The sequence below is a fragment of the Blautia intestinalis genome (assembly GCF_014297355.1).
Lineage (GTDB): Bacteria > Bacillota > Clostridia > Lachnospirales > Lachnospiraceae > Blautia_A > Blautia_A intestinalis.
Genome location: NZ_JACOQE010000003.1, coordinates 38,962 through 65,018, shown reverse-complemented (window position 1 = coordinate 65,018; position 26,057 = coordinate 38,962). Strand labels below are relative to the sequence as shown.

General features: G+C 41.8%; 23 protein-coding genes, 1 tRNA gene and 1 other annotated feature. All 24 genes read right to left on the bottom strand.

Annotated features, from left to right (window positions below):
- Positions 1–145 precede the first annotated feature (145 nt).
- Positions 146–1,801, bottom strand: a complete 1,656-nt coding sequence (locus tag H8Z79_RS06685) for a 2-isopropylmalate synthase (RefSeq protein WP_118039599.1) — start codon at positions 1,799–1,801, stop codon at positions 146–148.
- A gap of 73 nt (positions 1,802–1,874) precedes the next feature.
- Positions 1,875–2,128 (bottom strand) — a binding site (T-box leader).
- A gap of 128 nt (positions 2,129–2,256) precedes the next feature.
- Positions 2,257–2,481 (bottom strand): acyl carrier protein, encoded by a 225-nt coding sequence (locus H8Z79_RS06680; RefSeq protein WP_015543092.1) that lies wholly within the window; start codon positions 2,479–2,481, stop codon positions 2,257–2,259.
- Positions 2,482–2,494: 13 nt separating this feature from the next.
- Entirely contained in the window at positions 2,495–3,694 is a 1,200-nt protein-coding gene (locus H8Z79_RS06675) for a diaminopimelate decarboxylase family protein (protein ID WP_118039600.1), read from the bottom strand.
- Complete coding sequence (locus H8Z79_RS06670) at positions 3,694–5,214, bottom strand: amino acid adenylation domain-containing protein (RefSeq protein WP_015543094.1); 1,521 nt, start codon at positions 5,212–5,214, stop codon at positions 3,694–3,696. Before H8Z79_RS06670 ends, H8Z79_RS06675 begins: the two co-directional genes overlap by 1 nt.
- 22 nt (positions 5,215–5,236) lie before the next feature.
- Positions 5,237–6,217, bottom strand: coding sequence for a hypothetical protein (locus H8Z79_RS06665; protein WP_015543095.1), 981 nt, complete (start codon positions 6,215–6,217; stop codon positions 5,237–5,239).
- A complete protein-coding gene (locus tag H8Z79_RS06660; protein WP_015543096.1) occupies positions 6,204–7,715 on the bottom strand; it encodes an MBOAT family O-acyltransferase in 1,512 nt (503 codons plus the stop codon). The genes H8Z79_RS06665 and H8Z79_RS06660 overlap by 14 nt, the downstream gene beginning before the upstream one ends.
- A gap of 228 nt (positions 7,716–7,943) precedes the next feature.
- Positions 7,944–8,726, bottom strand: a complete 783-nt coding sequence (locus tag H8Z79_RS06655; protein WP_118039601.1) for a hypothetical protein — start codon at positions 8,724–8,726, stop codon at positions 7,944–7,946.
- A gap of 24 nt (positions 8,727–8,750) precedes the next feature.
- Entirely contained in the window at positions 8,751–9,485 is a 735-nt protein-coding gene (locus H8Z79_RS06650) for a transglutaminase domain-containing protein (RefSeq protein WP_015543098.1), read from the bottom strand.
- A gap of 29 nt (positions 9,486–9,514) precedes the next feature.
- Entirely contained in the window at positions 9,515–10,165 is a 651-nt protein-coding gene (locus tag H8Z79_RS06645) for a hypothetical protein (protein ID WP_015543099.1), read from the bottom strand.
- A gap of 21 nt (positions 10,166–10,186) precedes the next feature.
- Complete coding sequence (locus H8Z79_RS06640) at positions 10,187–11,116, bottom strand: hypothetical protein (protein WP_118039602.1); 930 nt, start codon at positions 11,114–11,116, stop codon at positions 10,187–10,189.
- A 137-nt stretch (positions 11,117–11,253) separates the two neighbouring features.
- A tRNA-Pro gene (locus H8Z79_RS06635) sits at positions 11,254–11,327 on the bottom strand.
- A 67-nt stretch (positions 11,328–11,394) separates the two neighbouring features.
- Complete coding sequence (locus H8Z79_RS06630) at positions 11,395–13,554, bottom strand: isopeptide-forming domain-containing fimbrial protein (RefSeq protein WP_118039603.1); 2,160 nt, start codon at positions 13,552–13,554, stop codon at positions 11,395–11,397.
- Positions 13,551–14,813, bottom strand: a complete 1,263-nt coding sequence (locus H8Z79_RS06625; protein ID WP_118039604.1) for a hypothetical protein — start codon at positions 14,811–14,813, stop codon at positions 13,551–13,553. The genes H8Z79_RS06630 and H8Z79_RS06625 overlap by 4 nt, the downstream gene beginning before the upstream one ends.
- Positions 14,797–15,354, bottom strand: coding sequence for a hypothetical protein (locus tag H8Z79_RS06620; protein ID WP_118039605.1), 558 nt, complete (start codon positions 15,352–15,354; stop codon positions 14,797–14,799). Before H8Z79_RS06620 ends, H8Z79_RS06625 begins: the two co-directional genes overlap by 17 nt.
- Before the next feature lie 18 nt (positions 15,355–15,372).
- Entirely contained in the window at positions 15,373–16,014 is a 642-nt protein-coding gene (locus H8Z79_RS06615) for a SipW-dependent-type signal peptide-containing protein (RefSeq protein ID WP_015543104.1), read from the bottom strand.
- Positions 16,011–16,496 (bottom strand): signal peptidase I, encoded by a 486-nt coding sequence (locus H8Z79_RS06610; RefSeq protein ID WP_015543105.1) that lies wholly within the window; start codon positions 16,494–16,496, stop codon positions 16,011–16,013. The genes H8Z79_RS06615 and H8Z79_RS06610 overlap by 4 nt, the downstream gene beginning before the upstream one ends.
- A gap of 215 nt (positions 16,497–16,711) precedes the next feature.
- On the bottom strand, positions 16,712–17,731 hold the full coding sequence (gene ilvC, locus H8Z79_RS06605; RefSeq protein ID WP_015543106.1) for a ketol-acid reductoisomerase: 1,020 nt from the start codon (positions 17,729–17,731) through the stop codon (positions 16,712–16,714).
- Between the two features lie 99 nt (positions 17,732–17,830).
- On the bottom strand, positions 17,831–18,328 hold the full coding sequence (gene ilvN / locus H8Z79_RS06600; protein ID WP_015543107.1) for an acetolactate synthase small subunit: 498 nt from the start codon (positions 18,326–18,328) through the stop codon (positions 17,831–17,833).
- A gap of 177 nt (positions 18,329–18,505) precedes the next feature.
- Positions 18,506–19,558: a tyrosine-protein phosphatase gene (locus tag H8Z79_RS06595; protein ID WP_118039606.1), complete on the bottom strand. Its 1,053-nt coding sequence runs from the start codon at positions 19,556–19,558 to the stop codon at positions 18,506–18,508.
- A gap of 11 nt (positions 19,559–19,569) precedes the next feature.
- Positions 19,570–20,379 carry a Cof-type HAD-IIB family hydrolase gene (locus H8Z79_RS06590; RefSeq protein ID WP_118039607.1) on the bottom strand — a complete coding sequence of 270 codons (810 nt, stop codon included), beginning with the start codon at positions 20,377–20,379 and terminating at the stop codon, positions 19,570–19,572.
- Between the two features lie 37 nt (positions 20,380–20,416).
- A complete protein-coding gene (locus tag H8Z79_RS06585; RefSeq protein ID WP_118039608.1) occupies positions 20,417–21,685 on the bottom strand; it encodes a M18 family aminopeptidase in 1,269 nt (422 codons plus the stop codon).
- A 212-nt stretch (positions 21,686–21,897) separates the two neighbouring features.
- Positions 21,898–23,112: an LL-diaminopimelate aminotransferase gene (locus H8Z79_RS06580; RefSeq protein ID WP_118039609.1), complete on the bottom strand. Its 1,215-nt coding sequence runs from the start codon at positions 23,110–23,112 to the stop codon at positions 21,898–21,900.
- Between the two features lie 20 nt (positions 23,113–23,132).
- Positions 23,133–24,578 (bottom strand): Asp-tRNA(Asn)/Glu-tRNA(Gln) amidotransferase subunit GatB, encoded by a 1,446-nt coding sequence (gatB, locus tag H8Z79_RS06575; RefSeq protein ID WP_118039610.1) that lies wholly within the window; start codon positions 24,576–24,578, stop codon positions 23,133–23,135.
- Positions 24,575–26,050 (bottom strand): Asp-tRNA(Asn)/Glu-tRNA(Gln) amidotransferase subunit GatA, encoded by a 1,476-nt coding sequence (gene gatA, locus H8Z79_RS06570; protein WP_118039611.1) that lies wholly within the window; start codon positions 26,048–26,050, stop codon positions 24,575–24,577. The genes gatB and gatA overlap by 4 nt, the downstream gene beginning before the upstream one ends.
- Positions 26,051–26,057 lie beyond the last annotated feature (7 nt).

Genomic DNA, 26,057 nt, shown 5'->3' with positions numbered 1-26,057 from the left:
AAGTTTAGCAGAATTTTTTTTAAATTTCCATATCCATATCTCTGGTTTTTTTGTCTGTTTTCTGTGAAATATGCATAAAAAAGCCTTTTTTACCTCGACAGTTTCTTTTTACTATCGAAGTAAAAAAGGCTTATATTCAATAAAATCAGCGATTATTGATAGCAGTCACAAGGGCATCAATGGAAGCTCTGATGATATCCGAATCTACTCCTGCACCCCATGCAAGGGTTCCGTCCGGTTTCTGGATACCGACATATGCAATTGCTTTGGAACTGGAACTCTTTTCAAGTGCATGTTCCTGATAAGTTACCAGCGTAAACTTCATCTCATATGCTTTCTTCAGCGCATTGCTGACTGCATCCAGACGTCCGTTTCCGGCCGCTTCTGTTGTGATGGTCTTACCGTTAAAGGTAGAAGTTACCTGAGTTGTAATACCGCCATCTTTCTGCTGAAAATGAACTTCATTGATACTGTATGGTTCCACAACATTTTCAAATGTAGATTTGAACAGGTTAAAGATCTCATCCGGATGAAGTTCTTTATGGCTGTGATCAGAAACAGCTTTTGCTGCATATCCCATAGCTTCGCGCATTTTCGTAGGCAGGTTCAGACCGTATTTTGTTTCAAGAATATATCCGACTCCTCCCTTACCAGACTGGCTGTTGATACGGATAACATCAGCATCGTAGTTTCTTCCGACATCGGTCGGGTCGATCGGCAGATACGGAACCGTCCAGCGGCTCGGATCTTTTTCTTCTCTCCAGTGCATGCCCTTTGCGATGGCATCCTGATGAGAACCGGAGAATGCTGCAAATACAAGTGCACCACTGTACGGGCTTCTCTCATCTACTTTCATGCCGGTACATTCTTCGTAAACTTCACATACATGAGGCATATTTGAGAAATCCAGTTCCGGATCTACGCCCTGTGAGAACATGTTCATGGCCAGTGTTACAATATCCACATTACCGGTACGTTCTCCGTTACCAAACAGAGTTCCTTCGATTCTGTCTGCACCTGCAAGCAGTCCCATCTCAGAGTCTGCAACACCGCATCCACGGTCATTATGCGGGTGAAGAGATACAATTACATTTTCACGATATTTTAAATTGTCACACATGTACTCGATCTGGCTCGCATATACATGCGGCATGGAATGCTGTACAGTAACCGGCAGGTTGATGATTGCTTTGTTATCTGCAGTTGGTTTCCATACATCCAGAACTGCATTGCACACTTCCAGTGCATATTCCGGCTCTGTTCCGGTAAAGCTCTCCGGGCTGTATTCAAACTGGAAGTTTCCTTCTGTCTGGTCAGCCAGTTCTTTCAGAAGTGTTGCACCATCTACGGCAATCTTTAAGATTTCTTCTTTTGATTTCTTAAATACCTGTTCTCTCTGTGCAACAGAAGTAGAGTTATATACATGTACGATTGCCTTCGGAGCACCTTTGACTGCTTCAAAAGTCCTACGGATGATGTGCTCTCTGGCCTGTGTCAGTACCTGGATCGTTACATCGTCCGGAATCAGGTTCTGCTCGATCAATGTACGGATAAAGGTGTATTCTGTTTCAGATGCTGCCGGGAACCCAACTTCAATCTCCTTAAAACCGATCTCAACAAGCAGTTTGAAAAATTCCACTTTCTGCTCAAGGCTCATCGGGATTACCAGCGCCTGGTTTCCGTCACGCAGGTCTACACTGCACCAGATCGGGGCCTTATCTACGTATTCTTTTTCTGCCCATTTCATGCATTTTACCGGTGGCATAAAATACTGTCTTTTGTATTTTGTTACGTTTTTCATGATCATTCCTCCATTTTCGCTGAATGTTTTGCTATACAGAGCAAAAAAAAATCTCTCATCTCTACAGACTACTGTAAGAGACGAAAGACAACTGTTTTCGCGGTACCACTCTTATTTATGAACGGTTCATACACTCATGGGATACGGGACTAAAAAGTACTTATATCCTCTCCATATAACGGTGGATACCGTCTGCGCCTACTATCCATTATGGGATTCGGACAGATGCTCAAAGGCGAGTTCCATGAATTCCTTCTACTGTCTCACACCACCCGACAGTTCTCTGTGCTCCAGTCCTCACGTACTATTCCTCATCAAAGCATTTCGCATATTTTGTCGATGAGTAAAGACTAACATGTCAACGTATGATTGTCAAGTAGGAATTTCCTGCCATATATTCCTGCCTGTGCAAAAACGCCCTGCCATAAGCAGAGCGTCTCTACACTTTTCTGATATCAGCCTTTTAATCTGCACACCATATCCCAGAGCGCTTTTGCTGAATTGAAGTTGTCCGGAATGATATCTGCCGGAGTGATCGTGATATCAAATTCATCCTGTAATTCGCTTACGATAGACAGAATTGCAAAAGAATCCAAAATACCATCATCGATTAAAGTTGTACAGCTTTCATAATCTGCATCCGGCTGAATGTCTTCCAGAATTTCAATTAATTTTTCCATTTTAGTTCTCCCTTTAATTTTCTGAATTTAAAATATCGGTATGTATGCCATCCCGCACCAGGCAAAGTCCATCTGCCTGTGTCCAGAAATAGATTTTCGGAAGCGGACGGCTCAGAAACAGATAAATTCCTTCTGTTACAGAATATGCACCTACTCTTTCAAAAACCAGTATATCACAAATTTCCGGATTGCGCAGAGGAAATTGTTTTACGATTACATCACTGACTGTACAAAGTGCACCGCACAAATTCCAGTTTTCTTCTTTACCTTCAGTCTTTTCACTGCCTTTAGAATTCAACTGACTGCAGTATGGGCGTTTCATTGCCATTGCCTGTCCGTAATAGTTTAAATGATTGATTCCTCCATCCAGTATTGCATATGGCTGTTCTTTGTTGACTTTCATATCTACAATTGATGTGATGTAATATCCACAGGAGGCAGCCAGAAATCTGCCCATCTCAAGTACAATTTTGCCATGAAACTGCAATGCTTCAAGAATTTTCTTAAATTCCTCCAGCAAATCTTCTGTCCGTTCACTTTTATCTTTCACAAAATATGGCACAAAGAATCCCGGACCATATTCAAGTGTCCTGATTTCCATCCCATTAATGTCCTCTAAATCTCTGATAAAAGCATCCAGATGCTCCAGTTCCTCCTGCATCTGAGACAGATTTCTTTTCTGTGTTCCGGAATAAAACTGTATTCCCTCTATCTCTATACCAGCATATTTTTCTCTTTCTGAAATTATTTTACGTATTTCCGCTTCATCAATACCAAACTGATTTCCGCTTGTAACACGTATCAACACCGAAAGGATTATTCCGTGACGGACTGCAGTATCATTCAGCACTTTCAGATGCTGCAAAGACTCTACCGTATAAGTTCCGCTGTTTCCATATCTGTCCAGCATATAAGCTATATCATCCGGATTTTTGTATACACCTGAAAGTACAATTTTCTCCATTGGAATCCCGGCTCTTTCACAAATTCGAAATTCGCCCGGTGAGCATACTTCCAGAGAAGAAACAATCTCCAGCATTGGTTTTATCAGAAATGGATTTGCCTTCATCGCATAGCAGATTTCTGCTTTCCCGGTCAGACATCTTTTGACTTTTTCAGCGAATTCTTTCATTTCATCCAGATCAAAAACATATGCCGGTGTCGGTATTTGCTCTTTTTCTGTCAGTTGGTTCATAAATCTGTATTCTGACATTATCTGTTGTCCTCCTGATATTCTGTCATAAGTGTTTTGCGGTCGATTTTTCCGTTTTTAGTAAGCGGCATCTGTTCCACCTGACGAAATACATTCGGAACCATAAACGCGGGCAAATACTGCTTTAATGCTCTGACGATTTCTTTTCGCTCAACATTTCCTTCATAAAAAGCTACAATTTTACTTTTACCCTGATCGAACAGACAGCAGCTTCTTATTATCTCAGGGATTTTATCCATTGATGCCTCTATTTCTCCCAATTCAATCCGATGTCCCATGTGTTTAATCTGAAAATCTTTTCTTGTTGCAAAGCATAATTCGCCCAGATTATTATAATATGCCAGATCGCCGGTACGATACATCGGTTCCAGATATCTGTCATTAAGCGGGTTCTGTACAAAAGCCTTTGCTGTCTGCTCCGGATTTCTGTAATACCCAAGTGCAAGTGCACTTCCGGTTACACATACTTCGCCATTCTGATTTTTTTCTTCCACAAGGTGATTCTCTTCATCCAAAAGGAATACTTTTTCATTCGGAAAAGCTTTTCCCATTGGAAGGACATCGCCCGGCTGAAATTCTCTGTTTACAACGTAATATGTACAGTTACAGGTGATTTCTGTCGGACCGTAAATATTTACATACATCGTATCCGGCAGATATTTTCTCCAGATATTCAGATGCTTCACCGGCATGCTCTCACCTGAAAAAAGGATTTTATTTATCTTTTCCGGCACCTTATATTCAAATCCATTCAGAGTTGAAATAATACACAATGCTGAAACTGCCCATACTAATGTAGTAACTTCTCTCTCAATCAGAAAATCGATCAGTTTCGTCGGGAAAGAAAATAACTGCTTCGGTATAATCTGTACCGTCGCGCCGGTCTTCAGTGCGGAATAAATATCCTTTACAGATACGTCAAAATCCCACGGTGCCTGATTTCCGATAACATCCTTTTCTGTAATATTAAACAGTTCTGTAAAACAGTCAATAAAATCCAGAACTGAACGATGTCCCACAACAACACCTTTGGGAGTTCCGGTAGAACCCGAAGTAAAAATACCATACAGCGGATCTACATCTACTGCCTGATTTCTGACGGTCTCCAATATTATCGGATCTTCCTGTACAGCATTAAGCTCCGAAAGCATAAGAACCTTCCCCTCAAATCCCAGTTTTTCCAGATCCTTTAAATATTTTTCTGATGTGATGATGACTTCACTTTTCAGGATATCCAGAATCTGATTCAGACGGCTGGCCGGCTGTTTCGTATCAATCAAAACATAAAAACAGCCTGCATAGACAACTCCCATAAACGCTCCTATTGTCTCAACACTCTTTTCCATAAAAATCGGAATCGGATTTCCCGGAACAATATATCTGCTCAATGCTGTTCCTATCTTTCTGCCGGTGCATTCCAGTTCCTTAAAAGTACAGGAGGTGTTTTCATCTGCAAATGCGGTTTTATCTGGATATTTTTGTGCCGACTTCTCCAGATATTCCAGAATGTTTTTCTTCATTTTTCTCCCCTCTTTCTTTCAGTCAGTCTGCCGACTCTGTTTGGTTCAGTACCTGTGCAAGGACTTTTGAGTATGCTCTTGCAGCATCTCCGTTCATATGACCGTCATAATCGGTATATGCCTTTGCATTATGTGTGAATGCTTTAAAATATTGTGTATTAAAATTGATATAATCCACACCCTGTTCCTCAAAGAATTTACCGAAATATTTCCATGCGGCATTGTAATTGTCGCTGTGGTCTTTCAGTGCCGCAATTGGAACCGGTGTTGTTACTGCCACAAATTCAATATCATTCTCTTTGCAGAAATCTATCAGCTTCTTCAGATATTTCATATTGGACGGAGCGACTTTGCCATCTTCATATAATTTAATATCTGTCTTTTTCAGTTTAGAAGTGTCCACTGGATATCTCTCAATAAAACCGCTCTCATGATATTCCTGTGAATCGCTCTTAAGATCTGTAATGCTGTAATCCTTTTTTATTTTCTGAAGGAATGTTTCCTTCACTTTCGGCACTTCATAGCTCAGGGAATATTCATACCATGGAAACAGGATCGTACGGAAATTGCATTTTGCGATTGAGTTCCAGAAATATTCCAGTTTTGCCTTTGAAAAAGGAAATTCATGATAAAACAGCAGGTAATTGTTGCCTTCTTCTTTCTCAGAAACAAAATATCCCGGATCCACTTCATAAATAATTCTTTTCGGATTCTGTTTCTCAGCAACCAGTCGGGCAAGATAATACGCATCAATTCCGTATTCTCCGCCAACGCATAAATTGTGTCCTGTTCTTCCGGTAATTTCTTCCATCACTTCAGGATCAATATCCATTTTTCCATGAGAGGTGCCCAGAATAATATCATCAAACTGTTCCGTGACGACAGCGTGAACATCATTTCTCATAAATGTACATGGATATAGTGCAGTATCCAGCCCTTTCAGGAGAATGCCACATATTACAAGTATAAGAACTGTTTTTAATATTTTTTTAGAACTGTGCATAAATAAAACCTCTCGCTACTGCTGTAGAACCAAAGAATCCGATGGAAATCAGCAGACAAAAATATACTGCAGCTGTAACAGGAAGAGGAAGTTTTGCCAGAGATTCCCTGATCTTCATACCTCTCTCCTGAAGTACACTGACTACAAACAAGATCACACATCCTACCGCAAGGATAAGAAGTGCATATGGTGTGAATGCGGTTCCCTGCTTGCCTGCCGGGATCAGCAGGATCTGTGACGGATTGAATCTGGTCACTGACAGCTTCATCATATGCAGTGCAACTCCCATATTGTCCGGACGGTCAAAATACATACTGATCACGGTAATAATAAATGTTCTGACCACCGTGAACACATAATACCATGTTTCTTTTCCGCTGATATGAAGTTTCTTTTTCCAGCTGCGGTAATTGCCCGCCATAAGACCACTGAATGCAATGATCAGTCCGTTATACAGACCATAAATAATAAATTTCCACGCTGCACCATGCCATACACCGACTACGAAGAAAACAACAATATTTGCAATGCAGATTGGAAGGGTACGTCCTGTCTTTCTGCCGAAGACTTTTTTGGCCCATTTGCTAAAACTTCCCATCCATCGTGACAATGTAACCGGATAAAAAACATAATCCTTCATCCATGTACCAAGTGTGATATGCCAGCGATGCCAGAAATCTGTAACGGAGACTGCAAAGAACGGGCGCTTGAAGTTTTCATCCAGTTCAATTCCAAACATAGATGCAATACCAATGACAACATCCATTCCTCCGGAAAAGTCTGCGTACAGCTGAAGTGTATACAAAAGAATCCCGATCAGCGCAAGTCCACTGTACTGATCTGGATTTGCAAAAATCTCATCTACAAATACCGCTGCCCAGTCTGCAAGGATCATCTTTTTGAAAAAGCCCCATAAAATACGTTCAAACCCTCTGGCAATATTTTTACCCTCGAATTTATGTGGCGCGTAAAGCTGATTTGCAAGACGGCTGTATCTTCCGATCGGTCCCTGAAGGATCTGCGGAAAGAAAGATACAAACAATGCATATTTCAAAGGATGTTTCTCTGCTTCGCAGCGTTTCCAGTAGACATCCAGAAGATAGCCGGATGACTGGAAAGTATAGAAGGAAATTCCAAGAGGAAGAAGGATCGCCATACCTCTTAAATTCATATGAAACAGTGCGTTCAGATTTTCGATTGCAAAATTGGTATACTTAACTCCCCCAAGCATACCAAAGTTCAAGATCAGACCGAAAATCAATATTTTCCGTGCCGCTTTATGATTTCCCTTCGTTTCCACTTTCTCAATCATAAGAGCTGCAAGCCACGTAACGATCGTAGAAAACAGGATGAACACGACGAATCTCAGACCGCCTGCTATGTAATAAATATAGCTGAATACCAGAAGTGCCAGCCACTGCCATTTATGAGGCACTATGTAATAAACCAGTACAGATGCCAATACAAACAACAGAAACAGATTTGATACTAACGACATAATAATTTCTCCTGCATAGACCACAACAGGGCGCTGCACTAATTCCTTAATGCAGCGCCCTGCCTCTTTGTATTAATTTAGTGTAACTGTTCAGTACCCTCACAGTTACGAGTCAAAATGCATTCCAAATCACCTTCGGTGATGGCATTTTGCCTTATATGTCTCGGGATTTTGGCAAAAAACATGCCAAAACGCCTCGCGGGATACTGCCTTCTGAATAGTTACAATTTAGTTCAAAATTGCATTGTCCAGACATCCGTCATCGGCACCATCATCAGAGCTATCATCAGAGCTATCATCATAATCATAGCTGTTATCATAATCATAGCTGTTATCATAATCGTAGCTGTCGTCATAATCGTAGCTTTCGTTGTAATCATAACTTTCTGCAGTTGCCTGTGCTGCCGGCGCTGCTGTTGGTGTCGGTGCCAGTGCTTTCTCGGTATCCAGAGTATTGATGGATTTCTTCTGGCTTGTGCTGTCAAATACGAGGTATGCTACACTGCCTTCCAGATGAAGCTCAGCTTCTTCTGTATCACCAAACGGGAATGTATGGATTTCAGCGGTTGTTCCATCTTCAAACGTAAGCTGAATGTTGTATTTCTGAACTTCATTTTCTTTTGCTTTGGTCTCGTCCGTCTTTTCTGTATCTGCAGTTTCATCTTTTTTGTTTGTGTCAAACCACAGTTCGCGTTCTTCGTCTGCTGCAAACTTGTCGTCTTCTTTCAGAAAGTTTTCCGGATATTTCTCATCTTTTTCATTCTTAACGGCAAATCCTGTGACTACTTTACCGGTCAGATTTTTAAGTTTGACATCCAGAACACCTTCTGTTTCTTTCTCTGGTTTCTCGCCGATGGTCTTTAACTCTTCTGTATTAGCTTCGGAAGTCTCGTCTGCTTTTGCAGTATCTTCTGTCTGTGCAGTCGTATCTGCTGCCATAGCTGTCTGTGCAAATAACATGTTGCTTCCGATTATCGCTGTCATTAATACTGTTACAAGTTTTCTTTTCATGATTCTAATCTCTCCTGTGATCTCTTATCTGACTTTGCTTGTTTTAACATACTGAAGGGTACCCTTCTGTCCATAAGTGATCTTGTATCCGGTGTAACCCTTCTTGCCAAATTCACTCTGGAAATTCGGATCATATACATAAGTCTTTCCGTTGGATTTGATTTCTACCCATGCATGTGGTGCCAGACCTTTTCCTTTATTTACAGATCCTTTTACATATTTTGCATCATATCCGGCAACTTTCGCCATCTGATAGAAAGTAGCCGCCTGTACATAGCAATCACCACGGAGTGTCTGGAAGCCATATTTTGCGTAATTAGCAACGTTTTTCTTCGCAACTTTGTAGTTTCCTGCATAGCGAACGGAAGCTGACCAGTTAAATGCCTTCTTAAGGTTGCCGCCACATTTCTTCAGGCGGATAGCCGCCAGTGTCTCTACAGCGGACAGTTTCTTTGCACGACCGTTTTTGGCAATCTTATAATAAGTTTTCGCATTGTATTTGTAATATTTTTTATTTGTTACAAGTTTGCCGTTCTTTGCAAATACATAAGTATACTTGCCTATTTTCTTTACACCGGTGACCTTCTTACCATTTTTGTCATAATAATATTTATGATTTTGGCTCCATGCATTCTTAAGTGTTTTTGTGGTTGTAGTTGCTGCCGCAACTGTCTGCACATCCATGATCGGAGCTGCTGCAGGTGCTGCCGCGATCACTGCACTGAGAAGCATTGCAGTAATTTTCTTATTTACTTTCATTTTTCATTCTCCTTTTCGCTTATTTATTTTTAGTATCTCTGTGATACACTTTCCACGATTTCAGCACTTGCATCCTTACCTGTCGGGCGGAATACACTCAATTCAATATTGTCATATACATAAACGACATCGCTTCCCTTTCCATTACCAAAGCAGCTTTCACCGATAACAGATACCTTTTTGTATTTGCCGAGAAGTTTCTTGATCTGAGTTGCATTGCTGTTGATTTTGGCTGCGTTTCTGTACATTGCAGTTTTTTTCTTGTCGTATACACCTTTTGAATTAAAGAAATACAGATTAGGCATACTATATGCAGGAGAACTTCCACCACGAAGGCCTTTGACCATATGTCCCTGATAGTCAAATCCATAATATTTACCCTTGATTTTTTTGACAAGAACGCCTGTCTTGCCCATCGCAGCTTTGTTTGCCTGATAAGCTCTGCCTTTTTTGTCAAAGTAGAATCTGTATTTTTTCTTTCCCACTTTAATGGTACGCCATTTGTTGCAGACTTTCTTTCCGTTTTCGTAAGCATAATACTTGCCTTTTACTTTTTTCAGTTTGGTCTTTGTCCTGGCTGCTGCCTCTACCGTAACCGGCTGTGTGGCTGCTGTAACCACCGGTGCTGCAATAAGAAGCATGAGCAGCAGAACCGCAAATACTTTTTTGAATTTTTTCATGTTTCCTCTCCTTATTTAATATTAAAATTTTATTTTGTACTGCACTGTATATGCAGGACGAGAACTTGCTCCAAATAATGTGCCGTACATGTTGTCATAATACAGTCCATCAATCATAACAAAACTATGTCCATCCGGAATTGTAATGACATACGGCTGATAGCCAAGCTCCTTCGCTACTGCCGCTACTGAACTGGAAATACCATAACAATTGCCAGTCAGTCCATTCTGGAACATCTGAAGTGCATATTTATACACCCAGGTTTTTTTCTTAAATTCAGCCGGTGTCGGATCCATATTTCCGACAAACCGATTATACCATATAATCTGATTAAAACAAGCGCGTAATTTCTGCCGTTTGCTCATTTTTGACGTGGTATGCAGTGAAATAAATCTCCTGGCAGCTGCCTTGCAAAGAGCTTTCGTGGATGTGGCATAACCGTTTTTATTTAGCCGAATGCCATCTACAGTCTGATTCACCGCACATTTTCCTGTTTTGGATGCATAATATACCTTATTTCCAAGCTTCTTCCATCCTTTTACTGCCTTGCCTTTTTTGTCAACGAGATATGTTCTGTTCTGTATTCTGACAGCTTTCGTCTTCCCTGGAGTAAGCTTGCGTGCCAGCGAATCAAACACATAATATGTTCCTTTCACTTTGCAGGCACCGTTTCGTGCTGCAACACCATCTGACTTAAACCAGTAATACCTGCCTTTGATTTTTTTCCATTTGTTCTTTATGGTTTTGCCTTTTATGTAATAGTGGTAGCCGTCTTTCTCCCTGACCAGTCCTTTTTTGACTGTTCTGGTAACAGTTGCTACCGTGGTTTCGGCCACTTCCGGCCGTCCTTCTGTACTATCAGCATACACAGCTGTTCGTCCGGATACAATCACTAACATAATAGCAAATACCATTGCACACATTGTAATATTCAGTTTCTTTTTACCCATATCTTTTCTCACTCCTTCTATACGTTACATTTTAATATATACTCTATATAAATTCAATCTTTCAGAACTGATTTTTCGCATAAAAAACACCGATATACATCACTGTATTTCGGTGTTTCTGTCATCCATATCCTCAATCGGGGCAACAGGATTTGAACCTGCGACCTCACGGCCCCCAGCCGTGCGCGCTACCAAGCTACGCCATACCCCGGTGAGAATTATTATAGCAATCTGTTTTCTGTTTTGCAACCGTTTTCTCTCTGATTTCATCTATTATATCAGTTCTGAATATGAATCTGATTCCGCGCAGCATCGGTGTGGCTATATCTGTCATATCTTGTCTTTTTATTTGTAAAGGTTACAGCTGCCACTTTATTATTTCGATCCAGCACAACAATCCCGTTTCTGTCATTCAGACTTACATTCGAAGTCTGTGCCGTGATACTCTCAAACACATAACGCAGAGTTTTCTTTTCGCTGACCGTATACTTTCCCATCGGAAGATTGGTAAATGTGCAGCTTATCACTGCATACTCTCCGTCTGTCAGATACTCTCCTTTTCTGAATTCCACATAATCTTCATATATATGTGTAATATCACTGGTATCTGTTCCGCGGACACTGAAGCGAAACACAGGATTTCCGTGCGCCCATGTAATATCCTGTTCCCGAATCCTTTTTGTGACAGTAATCTGCCCGTCTACCGGTTCTTTTGGGATTTCTCCTTTTACCCATGAGGAATTTGTCTGCTGTGTATCCTGCATTTTATCCGAAATAATAGTTCTGGAAGCCTTGTTTTCAATAGTATAAATATTTTCATTTTTTCTGTAATGTCCATGGACTTCTATCGTGTCATTATTTCCGGCCGTGACTTTTATCCGGAAATAATAAGTCACATCGTTATATGCCTCATCCGTCTTCAGAAATGCCGTATTAGCTGTAAACGTTACTGTATTCTGTATATTTTGAATACTAAACCGATCTGTTACATCTTTTCCGGATGCAGTTGTCACACTGGCACTTTGAAACTGGAGGCATGGATCCAGTGTATCCTGTAGCGTGAAAGCTGAATAAGAACCAGGCAGAAGTCTCTGGCTGATTATGTAATCATAATTTTTTCCTTCTGTTATTTCATAAGGTGGATCAGTCTGTGTATATTCATGCCTGCTCATCTGTTCATAATCCATCCCGTCATCTCCGACTTTCTTTTCGGGACCCGGATTTGGTTCATATGTTCCCACTGTTTTACCTGTTGTCGAAAAATACGCATTTTGTGGGTATGTAGCAGTTTTCCAGTTTTCCTGTGAATTCCAGTTCACCATAAAATAACCGTCAAAATCAAGCTGACACCACGCCTTTACATCGTCACTTTCTGTATCTATCCCTTCTGGGCTTGCTATCTCATTATAAATCGAACCATTTGCTATACTTCCGGTTGTTTTCTTCAGATAATTATAACCTTTTCGCAAATATATATGATTTACACCCCATCCGTCATAAACACGAATTCCCTGTCCGGCATCCAGATCTTTCATTGTTACATGTCCTTTAGGAGATATTTTGTTTTGTGTTGCATGATCCAGAAATTCAAAGCGAAATCTTACGGTTCCTACGGCAATTGTATTTAATGCAAGTTTATCTTTGTAAAATAATACACAGGGAATAATTTTTTTGCCATTTTTCCCAACATGATTTTTATTTACAGCACCCCATTTTACAGCTGTCACTTTCAGATCCACGATTTTTCCATTATATTCCCCTACATTGCTGTATATGGCTGTGATCGGATCTGTATAATCCTTATCATCAATTGCACATCCGTAAAATGTTTTACAATAATTTTCCGTAAATCCACGTTCATCACCATACCAGTCATGCATCTTTGCATTCAGTGTTCCATTATGCCTGCTGATAGATGTAAGCTTTGTCGTATTCTTGCGAAATGCATATGTAAATGCATATTCATCCCGCATTTTATATCCTGCCTCTACCCACTGCACCGGAACACGGCTTGCCGCTCTCGCTACCATGGCTTCCGGATCAGCTGTTTCCGCTTCCTGATGATCTTCTTCTAACTCCTCGTCTCCATCCGAAAATGTTTCATCTGTATTAAATTCAATAGCCGAAACTTCTTCTGAATCAGATTCTGTGTCAGAAATCTCCACATCCTCACTTTCTGTCAGATCAATATCCGCTCCATCCTCTTCACTTTCATCTACAATAATTTCCCCGGTGTCGTTGTCTCCCACGCCATTTTCATTATCCCCGAGCGTTTCTCCGGTGTTTTCGCTTTCCGCGTCTCCCAAAATGTCTTCCAACTCTGTCACTTCTTCCGATTCTGCATAAGCCGATGCAAATTCAATAGATGTCTGTGCTCCGCACCACATACCCAAAGTTACGGCAAGTGCAAGGCAGACCCCTGTAATTTTTCTTTTCATGGCTTTTTCGCTCCTTTCCATTTCTTTATCACCGGTATACTGATGCCAGCCGCCAGCAACAGCAAGAGCATAAGTTCTACCGGCATGGAATCGCCTGTTTTTACAGAGGATTTCTGTCTGCTTCCGGTATCTTTAACAGATGCCTGTGCAGAATCTCCGGAAAGGCTCTGCGCTCCGTTTTGTTTCTGTTCTTCTGTCTGATTCACCCCGGAAGTTTCATCCTGCACAGCAAATATCCACGAAACATCTGTTTTCTTCAAAGCCCATGCATTATCCCATTCTTTCGGAATCTCCAGCAAAAATTTAAGTTCACCTGATGCCTTACTTTTGAACACTCCAAGTGAATGATTCTTTTGAAGTTTTGCAGCATCCAGTGTTCCCCTGTAAAGCACTTTTTTCCCCATAGCAATCTGAAAGCGGATATTTTTCAGCATATCAGTTTTTTCTTTTGATCTTCCCTCTGTACTGATTCTGAAAAAAATCTCCGCATCATTCTTTGTAGTATTTGACACCTTTACTGTATCCGTCAGAACATCTCCTGGCATTGCTGTTTCCAGATTCGCAAAGAAATCATCCGGGACTGCAATCAGTTTGTGGGCTTTTCCCTGAAATTCCACAGACAGTTTCCGCTCGCCTTTTTTGCAGGTCATTGTTCCGTTTGTTTCGTGAACACAATCCTGAATTTCCTGATTACCCCACGGTGACATGGCAGTAAAGTCCGGTTTGAAATTAGCCGCCTGTATCGCATCTGCCTGTACCGTAACGCTTAATTTCTGTCCGCCATGTTCTTCTGTCCACACAGCCGGAACAGATACACTCTGAAAAAGATCCACAGATTCCTGTTTTTTCAAAACCTTCGTATAATAATAGTAATCCCCGCGCTTTATCCACCCTGATGAAATTCCTTCTATATTACGGTCACTCAGCATTTCCATATCGTCTTTATCGCTTCCGTAACTGATATGCGCCCGTATCCAACATGGAAGAGCCCTGTTCTTAATACGCGGAATCTTTGAAATCCGTTCACCAGGAAATATATATGCCGGATCACGATATTTCACTTCTCCGTTCCCTTTTCGCGCAAACTCTGTCATATTTATCCGAATATCTCCCATGGTAATATGATTTTTGATTTCCAGACTATCCGAAAAATAACCATAAGCACCTGTTGCCATACAAAGCAGCGCAGCAAGAATTCCAACCAGCATTTTTCTTTTTTTCTTCACATGTCCACCTGCCTTCTCAGCCCTGTTTTTCATAAGCCTCCCATGCTGCCTGATAGGACTCATATGGTTTTGCCTCTACAGACTCCTCATACACCTGAATTTGGAAATCCTTCAATTCCTTCCAGTATGTTTTTTCAATTTTTTCCGCTTCCACCATAAATCCTGTACATAATGGTCTGGTCGATTCTCCTTCTTTCAATACATTTTTGTAATAATAAAATCCATCATCACTGTATACCCAGTCAGTCGTATTCTGCCCTTTCATCGTGACAGCCCTGCCGATATCACTGTTTGAATACGCCAGAGAAACACGTACATAACAGTCTACACTTACCCCATCCGCACCCTGTTCACGATTTGTCACCCATATTTTTTTCGTGATATCTGTATTTTTATCTGGCGCAACCGGCGTCGGAGAAGGAAATTCTTCCCCGATTTCAGTTGTATTGCTTCCCGCACGTATGATATTTTCTGCTGCATCAAAAGCACTCTGATATGCTGCTATTCCCTGCACAGTCACCAGAATCCCCATTGTAGCCGCCAGAACTGTGATTCTCTTTTTCCTTCCTGTCATACTGTTTCCCGCTTTCCGTTATTCTGTTACTTTTCCATCCTGATTCTTATTCTGATTTACATATTTTTCATAAGCTGCTTTAATCTGCTCTGGCAGATTATCTGAACTGCCACCTGTATAAGAGGTCTGTATTGCATAGGCTCTGACCGGAATTTCAAGTGTCTGTCCGTCCAGCTGCCCCTCAATCAGATTCAGAAATTTTACAGTATCAAATAAAGTTTCCGAAGTCTCCTGTGGTTTCAGTATTTTCTTGTATGCATATGTATATGTCCGTCGACTTTCTGCGTTCTGTACACTCAGCTGCGTCCAGCTGTCTTTTGCTTCAAAGGAAAATAACTCCTGCACTTTTTTACCAAGACGCTCACCATTTTCTGCCGCCGCCTCTACATTCGCCATTGGGATTGAAACCTCCATATACACAAAGGCATCATTTGTCCCTGTATTCGTGATCTGCGGATCTTTATAAATTACTTTTGACGGTTCAATCATCCTATTTTCCTCTGGTTTCCATTCCGGTTCTTTCAGTTCGATATCAACCTTTCCGACGGTAAACTCATTGGATACTTTCTCATAATCCGTCAGATACGCAGACACGCCTCCAACTGATGCCAGGCATAAAATTCCTGCCAGTGCCATAATTTTCACTGTATTTTTTTTCATATTTGTTTTCTGCGCCTTTTTTCGATGCGCTCTCCTTTCCATTCAATTACCAGAAAGACCAGTTCCTGAAAGATCATGAGCAGCAACAGCATTCCCACCGTTTTTTCCTTTAAAAGCTCTGCTGCATAACCTACAAGTGGAACTGTCAGAATCACCGTTCCTATAATCTGTTCCGATTCCAGCAGTGATACATCCTCCATATTATTTGCATCACCTTTTGTTATGTAACTCTGTTTCTGTTTTGCAACTACTCTGTGACTGACTTTTCCCTGCGCATTTCGAAACGTTACAATATCTCCGACAGATGGCTCTGTTCTTTTTGTATCTGTAAAAACAATTCCTCCTGTTTTTAGCGTCGGTTCCATAGAACCGGACATAACAATATCCACAGAAATACCGATCTTCGGTAGAAAAAAAACAGCAAGACCGAAAAGGCCGATCACAGTCAGTAAAATTCTTGCGGCTTTTTCCGCAATTCGCATAAATCACCTGCTTTCTTATCGTGGAATAAAATACAAAAATAAATGGATTTTTTGCAGATCTGCATTGATTGATAAAATCAAGATTGTCTTAAGATGGTTTAATCTTATGCCCTGAGCCCATAAAAGTCAATAAAATTCGTTCGTCATGTTCTGACAGGATTATAAGACAAAAAACGACACATCCAAAAGGATGCGCCGTTTTAATCAAAATTTACTTAGTTGTTAATGAGCTTGTCTTCGCCGTTCCAGCTGTACAGTTTACGGATTTCTTCGCCAACTTTTTCTGACGGATGTTCGGAAGCAAGTTTTCTCATTGCTTTGAAGTGAACCTGTTTTCCTGCATCAGACATATCAAGCAGGAAATCTTTTGCAAATGTACCATCCTGGATGTCTGTCAGAATCTGTTTCATAGCTTTCTTTGTTTCTGCTGTAACAATCTTCGGTCCTGTGATATAATCGCCGTACTCAGCAGTATTGGAGATGGAATATCTCATTCCTGCGAATCCTGACTGATAAATCAGGTCAACGATCAGTTTCATCTCATGGATACATTCGAAATATGCATTTCTCGGGTCATATCCGGCTTCGCAAAGTGTTTCGAAACCAGCCTGCATAAGTGCAACAACACCACCACAGAGAACTGCCTGCTCTCCGAAAAGGTCTGTTTCTGTCTCTGTACGGAATGTAGTTTCAAGAAGACCAGCTCTTGCTCCACCAATTGCAAGTCCATAAGCAAGTGCTTTGTCAAGTGCTTTTCCTGTGTAATCCTGCTCTACAGCTACCAGACAAGGAGTTCCTTTTCCAGCCTGATATTCGCTTCTTACTGTATGTCCAGGTGCTTTTGGTGCAATCATAGTAACATCGACATATTTTGGTGGAACGATACATCCAAAATGAATGTTGAAACCATGAGCAAACATCAGCATGTTGCCTTCTTCAAGGTTCGGCTCGATATCTTCTTTGTAAAGTTTGGCCTGTTTTTCATCATTGATCAGGATCATGATGATGTCAGCCTGTTTTGCAGCCTCTGCTGCTGTATATACTTTAAAGCCCTGTTCTTCGGCTTTTTTCCAGGACTTGCTTCCTTCATACAGACCAACAATGACATTGCATCCGGACTCCTTTAAGTTCAGCGCATGTGCATGTCCCTGGCTGCCATAACCGATAATCGCAATTGTCTTACCATCCAGTAATCCTAAATTACAGTCTTCCTGGTAAAAAATCCTGTTTGCCATCTTTGTTTCCTCCTAAGCTATTCGTAAAATAATGTTTATCGTTAAAGGGCTGTACCCCTTAGCAAACGTAATAAACTACTATGTAAAATGCCCTGCATCCTACAGAAATTTTACATCGCTGGCACCACGTGAAAGTCCTGTGATACCTGTTCTTGCAAGTTCCAGTATCTCATATTCACCGAGAAGGTCAATAAAAGCACCGAGCTTACTCTTACTTCCGGTCATCTCAATGACTAAAGAAGTCTTACCGACATCAATGACATTGGCACGGAAAATATTTGCAATGGAAATAATTCCCTCTCTCTGCTCCGGCCGCGCTGCGACCTTCACAAGTACCAGTTCACGGCTTACACTGTTATCCGGTTCGAGAACCTTAATATCTCTTACATCTACCAGCTTTGCGAGCTGTTTTGTAATCTGTTCCAGAATCATTGAGTCCCCACTGCATACGACTGTCATTCTGGAATATCGTTCATCCGCAGTCACGCCGACTGTCAGACTGTCAATATTATAACCTCTGCGGCTGAAAAGACCGGCAATACGACTTAATACACCGGCAGTGTTATCTACTAACAGGGACAAAATTCTTTTCTGCATAACGCACCTGCTTTCAAGTTACTGTTCACTGCATTTACAGCAGTGTTTTCAATACTTTAATCTTTTAAACAATTCCATTGTAAAATTGTCTGCATGTTTATCATTATAGCAATATTACATCGTTTGTCAATGCAAAATTTTGTATACATTACAATTTTAAAACACTTTTTTGTATTTTTATACAAGGTATTTTTTGCGCAGAGCCTCGATCGTTTTCGGATTCATGTACAGTGCTTTTTTCATAAACTGTTCAACTGAACCATAGTCTTTTTCGATGGTTTCGAATACACAGTCAAGGTATTCTTCTTTTACACGATAAAGCAGACGTATCTTGTCCATGGTTTGGTTGTCCACGATCATCTTTGACTCCAGATAGCGAACCATATGATTCATTTCCCCATCCAGATAAAGATTTGTTTTCATATAGTCTTCATAGATTGTCTCTCTCGGAACCCCCAGTGCACATAGGAGAAGCACCGTTCCCACACCTGCACGGTCTTTGCCGATGCTGCAGTGCCACAATACTGCCCCTTCTTCCTGATGAAGCAATACATCCAGAAAACGTGCATACTGTCTGACACTGTAGGAATCGTGCACCAGTGAAGCATACTGGTTCAGTACAAAATCTTCCGGAATATCTTTAAAACTTTTTATAATCTCATCCAGTCTTCCGGATCTGGTAATGCCGGTCGTTTCCTCATCCACAATCGGTATATCGCAGTATTGTACTCCCCCCATGACTGTATCCGGTTTTTCCAGAACTTCCGATTTTGTACGGAAGTCGATCACAGTCGTCAGATGATAGTCTTTCATCAGGGTGTCCTGGTCTGCGATCGAAATATGATACAGTGTTCCGCTTCGGAGAAGTCTGTGCGGAAGAATATGACGTCCGTCTGATGTCATCAGTGCACCCAGATCTCTTGTATTCGGCAGACTCTGGAGAGGGATTCTGCCGCCTTTCGGAAAACCTGTCACAATATTCGGATTCAGCGCTTTCAATAACTGAATACAGTCCTGAATCTCACGGTCCGTCAGATCAAACTGATATCTTTTTTTACGGCGTGTAATGATCACCAGCGAGCTGGTACTGAACTGCTTCTGTGCCCCGCCTTCTATTCCTTCTTTTCTTTTATATGCCCATAAGATATCTTTGCACGGAAGATAATTCATCATCATGTGTTTCGCAAAAATGAAATTACCATCCTCGATTCTTATTTTTCCGTATTTCATATTTTCTCCTTCTATATAAGCCCTAAATGTTCAAGTCCGTTACGGATACCGTAATGGAACATATCCGTCGTTACATAATCGGCCAGTTCTTTAATCTTCGGTGAAGCATTTCCCATTGCCACCTTTGTTGCTGCATATTCAAACATGGACAGATCATTGTTACTGTCTCCGAATACGATCGTGTCTTCCCATGCGATATGAAAAATCCTGCAGACTGCTGCAATTCCGACTGCTTTATTACATCCCTTCGGAACCATTTCAATCGTATTTCCCACAAAGTTATTAGATTCGTGATAGATCATATCATAATACGGAGAAAGTTCTGAGCATGCCTGCTGCGCATTGCAGCCTTTTTGTTTCTTCGCGCTGATCTTGTTGATGTGCATGCAGTTTTCATTTCCACGGATCGGTCTCCACTTTTCTCCAAGTGATTCTGTGATCAGATCAGTATACCAGTTCACATCTGTCGTATATTCATCCTTATCATAATACATATAGTCGGCACCTTCCATGACCGGAATCAGCCCATATTTACGAAGTATCTCAACAGAAAGCTTTGCTACCTCCGGTGTTCTTTCGTTATTATACAGTCTTTTTCCGTCTTTTTCGATGGTCGCACCACATGCACTGATAATACCGGTAAACGGAACTTCTTCCAGATACCGGGACACAAATGCACGGCTTCTTCCGGTACAGAGCCATGCCAGATGTCCGTTGGCAACCAGCTTTTTGATTGATTCTACTGCACTGTCCGGTACTCCTTTTTCCATATCGCAGATAGTTCCATCTGCATCAAAAAAAACTGCTTTTTTATCACTCATTGTATTGTCCTTCTTTTCTACTCTATATGGCAATCTGTTATGCAAAAAGTTCCCCTGCCACCCGGATCAGATATTCAGTGTCTTTTACGCCTGCGGTCTCATAAGGAGAATGCATGGCAAGCTGTGGAAGTCCGATATCTACTGTATTCATGGCAACCTGTGTATTGGAAATATTGCCTAGTGTCGAGCCACCGGCAATATCAGACCGGTTTACAAACGTCTGATATGGAACATCCGCCTTTGCACAAAGCTCTATAAACTCTGCAGCAGATACTGCATCTGTACAATACTTCTGATTTGCATTATATTTGATGACAATTCCCTTATTCAGAACAGGATGATTCACCGGATCCGTCTTGTCTGCGTAATTCGGATGAAGCGCATGTGCATTGTCCGCCGAAACCATAAAACTTCCGGCAAGAGTCATCAGATATTCTTCATAAGTTCTGCCAAGCCCTGTATTGATACGAAGAAGTGTATCCTTCAAAAAAGTAGATGCCGCCCCCTGTTTTGTGCTGCTGCCGACTTCTTCATTATCCAGCACACAATGTACTGCAATATTTTCTCTCGGTTCTGCCCGCAGAAGTCCCTCCATAGAAGAAAACGCACACTGCAAGTCATCCAGCCGTGCAGAGGAAACAAATTCCTGATCTACGCCCCATATCGTACCCGGCATACGATTATACAAAAATAAATCGTGGCTGAGAATATCTGATCTGTCGGCCCCGATCTGCTCTGCAATCATTTCCAGCAGCGTTCTGTCTGTATTTTCTGCTGCAAAAAGAGGCAGCATGTCTTTCTGCGGATTATATGCGGTTCCGTTATTTGCCTCACGATTCATATGAATAGCAAGATTCGGGATCATCACCAGATCACGTTCTATGTTTACCAGCTTTTCCACAAGTCTGCCATTCTCTTTTACAACAACTCTTCCGGCTACAGAAAGCGGGCGGTCAAACCACGGTGCCATCAGCATTCCGCCATATTTTTCCACATTCAGTTTTACATAGCTGCCGTCCACTTTCATTTCCGGATTTTCTTTTATCTTGAATGCCGGAGAATCACTGTGGCTTGCCATAATATGAAATGCAAACGGCGGATCTTCCGGTATTGCAAAAGCAATCAGTGCGGAATTATTTCTGGTCACTACATATTTTCCACCCGGTATGAGATTCCAGTGTTCTCTCTCCGAAAGCACCTGAAATCCACCTTCCGTAAATCGTTTTTTCATTTCATCCACTGCCTGAAATGCAGTCGGACTTTTCTCTATAAATTCCAGTAATTTTTCTGTTGTTTCTATGTACATCTGTAACAACTCCTCAGTCCCGGATCGGGTATTTTCTTAACTGTTCAGTTCCCGCACAGTTACGGGATACTGCCTGCTGAATACTGCTTATATTCTTAAATTATTTCACTACGATTATACGGTATATTTTTTCGTATGGCAACGAAAAAGAGGCAGTTTGTCAAAAACCACCTCTTTACACTGCCCAAAGGCATGATTGTTTATTCAAATTTTTATAATGCCTTGATTCTTCTGAGAGCTTCCTGTGTATTTTCATAGCTTCCGAAAGCAGTCAGACGGAAGAAGCCTTCTCCATGAGCACCAAATCCTGATCCCGGTGTACCTACTACATGTGCATTTTCAAGCAGATAATCAAAGAAATCCCAGGAACTCATATTGTTCGGAGTCTTCAGCCAGATGTACGGTGCATTCACGCCACCTGATACGGAGTATCCTGCCTCTTTCAGTCCGTTGTAGATCGTATGTGCATTTTTCATATAATATGCAACCTGCTCTTTCAGCTGTGCCTTTCCTTCCGGAGAATAAACAGCTTCACCGGCGCGCTGTACAATATACGGTGCACCGTTAAATTTTGTTCCATGCCGTCTTGCCCAAAGGTCATGCAGTGCAACACCTTCTCTTATAAGATCTTTCGGAACAACGGTAAATCCAAGGCGGACACCTGTAAATCCGGCATTTTTTGAAAAGCTTCTAAGCTCGATCGCACAGGTACGTGCACCTTCACATTCATAAATACTGTGCGGAACATTTTCTTCTGTAATATAAGCCTCGTATGCCGCATCATAAATGATCACTGCACCATTTTTATTTGCATAATCTACCCATTCCTGAAGCTTGTCCTTTGTGATTGCCGCACCACTCGGATTGTTCGGGAAGCAGAGATAGATCAGATCCGGAGTCTCTGTCGGAAATTCCGGAAGGAATCCGTTTTCCTCCAGACACGGCATATAGATCACACCGTCAAAGTTTTCTCTTTTTGTATTATACGCTCCGGTACGGCCCGCCATAACATTTGTGTCAACATAAACCGGGTAAACCGGGTCACATACAGCTACTTTATTCTCAATACCAAAGATTTCCTGAATGTTACCGGAATCACTCTTTGCTCCGTCAGAAACAAAGATTTCATCTGCATGAATGTCACATCCGCGTGCTTCGTAATCGTTTTTTGCAATTGCACTGCGCAAGAATTCATAACCGAGATCCGGTGCATATCCATGAAATGTTTCTGCATTAGCCATCTCGTCAACGGATTTATGCAACGCATTGATAATTGCCGGTGCCAGCGGCTGTGTGACATCTCCGATTCCCAGACGTACGATCTGTACATCCGGATTTGCTTCCTGATATGCAGCTACTTTCTTTGCAATTGTGGAAAAAAGATAACTTCCCGGAAGCTTCAGATAATTTTTATTTACTGTAACCATAATATTCTCTCCTAATCTGTCTACAGATTCTTTCTTCGTTCTACTTCTTTTACAAGAGCCTCGCGTACTGCATCCGGACTTGCCTTGCCCTTCAGTTCCCTCATCATCTTACCGACAAAGAATCCGAAAACTTTTTCTTTACCGCCAAGAAGTTCTTCCAGCGGTCCCGGGTTCTCATCCATGATCTTCTGTAATGTATCATTGAGAAGTCCGGTGTCTTCAACAATTTTCAGACCGTGTTCTTCAATATAAACTACCGGCTCAATGTCTTCTTCAAAGACTTTTTCAAAGACTTTCTTTGCATTTTGGGCGCTTACTTCTTTTTTCTCCACCATGGAAATCAGATCTGAAAGATGTTTTGGTGCAAAGGAAACTTTTTCTACATCAAGTCCTTTATCTTTGGTAAGGCGGAGAACTTCTCCCATAAACCAGTTGGCTGCTTTCTTCGGATTTCCGCAGAGCTTTGCCACTTCCTCAAACAGCAGCGAAAGATGTCTGGACTCTGTAAGAATCCCTGCGTCATATGCGGACAGTTCATATTCTGACTGATAACGAAGCTGCTTTTCTTCTCTGAGTTCCGGCTGTGATTCACGTATCTGCTGAATCCACTCATCAGATATATGAATCGGTGGAAGATCCGGATCCGGGAAATAACGGTAATCTTTGGCATCTTCTTTTGATCTCATTGCATGGGAAGATTCTTTATTATCATCCCAGCGACGTGTTTCCTGGATAACAGTTCTTCCCTCTTCGATCAGTTCAATCTGACGTTCTCTTTCTCCCTCGATGGCTCTTGCAATTGCCTTAAAGGAGTTCAGGTTCTTCATCTCTGTTCTTGTTCCAAAAGATTCACTTCCGACTTCACGAACAGACAGGTTGACGTCAGCTCGCATGGAACCTTCCTGCAATTTGCAGTCGGATACACCGAGATACTGCATCATACAGCGCAGTTTTTCAAGGTATGCAATAACCTCTTCTGAACTTCTCATGTCCGGTTCGGAAACGATCTCTATCAGCGGCACACCGCTTCGGTTATAATCTACCAGTGAACAATCTTCCCACTCATCATGAATCAGTTTACCTGCGTCTTCTTCCATATGCATTTCGTGAATGCGGACTTTTTTATTTCCTGCAGAAGTCTCGATTTCTACCCATCCGTCATGGCAGATTGGCAGATACAGCTGGGAAATCTGATAATTCTGCGGGTTATCCGGATAAAAATAGTTCTTTCTGTCAAATTTACAATACTGATTAATCTGGCAGTTTGCCGCAATTCCGGCCTTCAGTGCAAATTCTACTACCTTACGGTTCAGAACAGGCAGCGATCCCGGCATACCGGTGCAGACCGGGCAGGTATGTGTATTCGGAGCACCCCCGAATTCTGTGGAGCATCCGCAGAAAATCTTTGTTTTTGTTGCAAGTTCTACATGGACTTCAAGGCCAATGACTGTCTCATACTGTTTCATGCCTTTTTGCCTCCTTTCTCCGGAGTGGGGAATGCTCCCCTTACTGCCTCATAGGCAGCGGCTGCACGGAGGATCTTCTTCTCTGCAAAACAGTCACCGATCATCTGGATACCGATTGGCATTCCGGCTTTGTCCATTCCACATGGAACCGTGATTCCCGGCAAACCACAGAGATTGACTGCAACGGTATAAATATCACCAAGATACATGGCAAGCGGGTCTTTCAGACTTTCCCCGATCTTTGGTGCTGTATAAGGTGCCGCCGGTGCAAGGATCACATCATATTTTTCAAATGCCTGATCAAACTCTTTCTTGATCAGCGCTTTTGTACGCAGTGCTTTCAGATAATATGCGTCATAATATCCGGAACTTAATACAAATGAACCAAGCATAATACGACGTTTGACTTCCTCACCGAAAGCTTCGGTTCTTGTTTTTTTGTACATATCATGCAAACCTTCATACTCAGCTGCACGATAACCATATTTTACACCGTCAAAACGCTCCAGGTTTGAGCTTGCCTCTGCGCTGGCAATGATATAATATGCAGGAATCATATATTCCATAGTCTCTACAGAGAAAAACTCTACGATTGCGCCCTGTTCAGTAAGTGTCTTCAACACATTCATAAAAGAATCTCTTACTTCCGGCTCAAGGCCTTTTGCAAGAAATTCTTTCGGTACACCGAATTTCATTCCGAGAAGCTTCTTATCTTCCAGACTCTTTGAAAAATCAAGATCCTGTCTGTCGAGTGAAGTGCTGTCTTTCGGATCATGTCCGGCAATCACTTCAAGAAGCGCGGCACAGTCTGCCACATTCTTTCCTACCGGTCCGATCTGATCCAGCGAAGACGCATAGGCAACCAGACCATAACGGGATACGGTACCGTAAGTTGGCTTAATTCCGGTCACACCACAAAAAGAGCTCGGCTGACGGATAGATCCACCTGTATCAGATCCTAGTGCCATAAACGTTTCTCCTGCTGCAACTGCCGCACAGGAACCACCGGAAGAGCCGCCCGGAACATGTTCTGTGTTCCACGGGTTTCTTGTCACTCCGTAAGCTGAAGTCTCTGTAGTACTTCCCATGGCAAACTCATCCATATTTGTCTTACCTATAATGATCATTCCTGCTTTTTCCAGACGGTCAATGACCTCCGCATTGTACTGTGGAACAAAATTCTCAAGGATTCTGGATGCACAGGTTGTTTTCTTTCCTTTGATACAGATATTATCTTTTATTGCAATCGGAACACCTGCAAGCGAACCCGTATAAGTACCGTCTGCAATTCCTTTTTCCACTTCTTTTGCGCGTGCATATGCTTCTTTTTTATAAAGGTCAAGGTAAGCATGCACCGTTCCTTCCTTACTCTCAATCTGGTCAAAGACTGCTTTCACGCCATCCACTACATGGATCTGACGCTGTTTTATCTTTGCAGCCAGTTCTAATGCTGTCATTGTTTCCAGTTCCATAATTCAT

Coding starts and splice junctions, on each gene's coding strand:
- H8Z79_RS06685 (WP_118039599.1), bottom strand. CDS start 1,801: ATGAAAAACGTAACAAAATACAAAAGACAGTATTTTATGCCACCGGTA.
- H8Z79_RS06680 (WP_015543092.1), bottom strand. CDS start 2,481: ATGGAAAAATTAATTGAAATTCTGGAAGACATTCAGCCGGATGCAGAT.
- H8Z79_RS06675 (WP_118039600.1), bottom strand. CDS start 3,694: ATGTCAGAATACAGATTTATGAACCAACTGACAGAAAAAGAGCAAATA.
- H8Z79_RS06670 (WP_015543094.1), bottom strand. CDS start 5,214: ATGAAGAAAAACATTCTGGAATATCTGGAGAAGTCGGCACAAAAATAT.
- H8Z79_RS06665 (WP_015543095.1), bottom strand. CDS start 6,217: ATGCACAGTTCTAAAAAAATATTAAAAACAGTTCTTATACTTGTAATA.
- H8Z79_RS06660 (WP_015543096.1), bottom strand. CDS start 7,715: ATGTCGTTAGTATCAAATCTGTTTCTGTTGTTTGTATTGGCATCTGTA.
- H8Z79_RS06655 (WP_118039601.1), bottom strand. CDS start 8,726: ATGAAAAGAAAACTTGTAACAGTATTAATGACAGCGATAATCGGAAGC.
- H8Z79_RS06650 (WP_015543098.1), bottom strand. CDS start 9,485: ATGAAAGTAAATAAGAAAATTACTGCAATGCTTCTCAGTGCAGTGATC.
- H8Z79_RS06645 (WP_015543099.1), bottom strand. CDS start 10,165: ATGAAAAAATTCAAAAAAGTATTTGCGGTTCTGCTGCTCATGCTTCTT.
- H8Z79_RS06640 (WP_118039602.1), bottom strand. CDS start 11,116: ATGGGTAAAAAGAAACTGAATATTACAATGTGTGCAATGGTATTTGCT.
- H8Z79_RS06630 (WP_118039603.1), bottom strand. CDS start 13,554: ATGAAAAGAAAAATTACAGGGGTCTGCCTTGCACTTGCCGTAACTTTG.
- H8Z79_RS06625 (WP_118039604.1), bottom strand. CDS start 14,813: ATGAAAAACAGGGCTGAGAAGGCAGGTGGACATGTGAAGAAAAAAAGA.
- H8Z79_RS06620 (WP_118039605.1), bottom strand. CDS start 15,354: ATGACAGGAAGGAAAAAGAGAATCACAGTTCTGGCGGCTACAATGGGG.
- H8Z79_RS06615 (WP_015543104.1), bottom strand. CDS start 16,014: ATGAAAAAAAATACAGTGAAAATTATGGCACTGGCAGGAATTTTATGC.
- H8Z79_RS06610 (WP_015543105.1), bottom strand. CDS start 16,496: ATGCGAATTGCGGAAAAAGCCGCAAGAATTTTACTGACTGTGATCGGC.
- ilvC (WP_015543106.1), bottom strand. CDS start 17,731: ATGGCAAACAGGATTTTTTACCAGGAAGACTGTAATTTAGGATTACTG.
- ilvN (WP_015543107.1), bottom strand. CDS start 18,328: ATGCAGAAAAGAATTTTGTCCCTGTTAGTAGATAACACTGCCGGTGTA.
- H8Z79_RS06595 (WP_118039606.1), bottom strand. CDS start 19,558: ATGAAATACGGAAAAATAAGAATCGAGGATGGTAATTTCATTTTTGCG.
- H8Z79_RS06590 (WP_118039607.1), bottom strand. CDS start 20,379: ATGAGTGATAAAAAAGCAGTTTTTTTTGATGCAGATGGAACTATCTGC.
- H8Z79_RS06585 (WP_118039608.1), bottom strand. CDS start 21,685: ATGTACATAGAAACAACAGAAAAATTACTGGAATTTATAGAGAAAAGT.
- H8Z79_RS06580 (WP_118039609.1), bottom strand. CDS start 23,112: ATGGTTACAGTAAATAAAAATTATCTGAAGCTTCCGGGAAGTTATCTT.
- gatB (WP_118039610.1), bottom strand. CDS start 24,578: ATGAAACAGTATGAGACAGTCATTGGCCTTGAAGTCCATGTAGAACTT.
- gatA (WP_118039611.1), bottom strand. CDS start 26,050: ATGGAACTGGAAACAATGACAGCATTAGAACTGGCTGCAAAGATAAAA.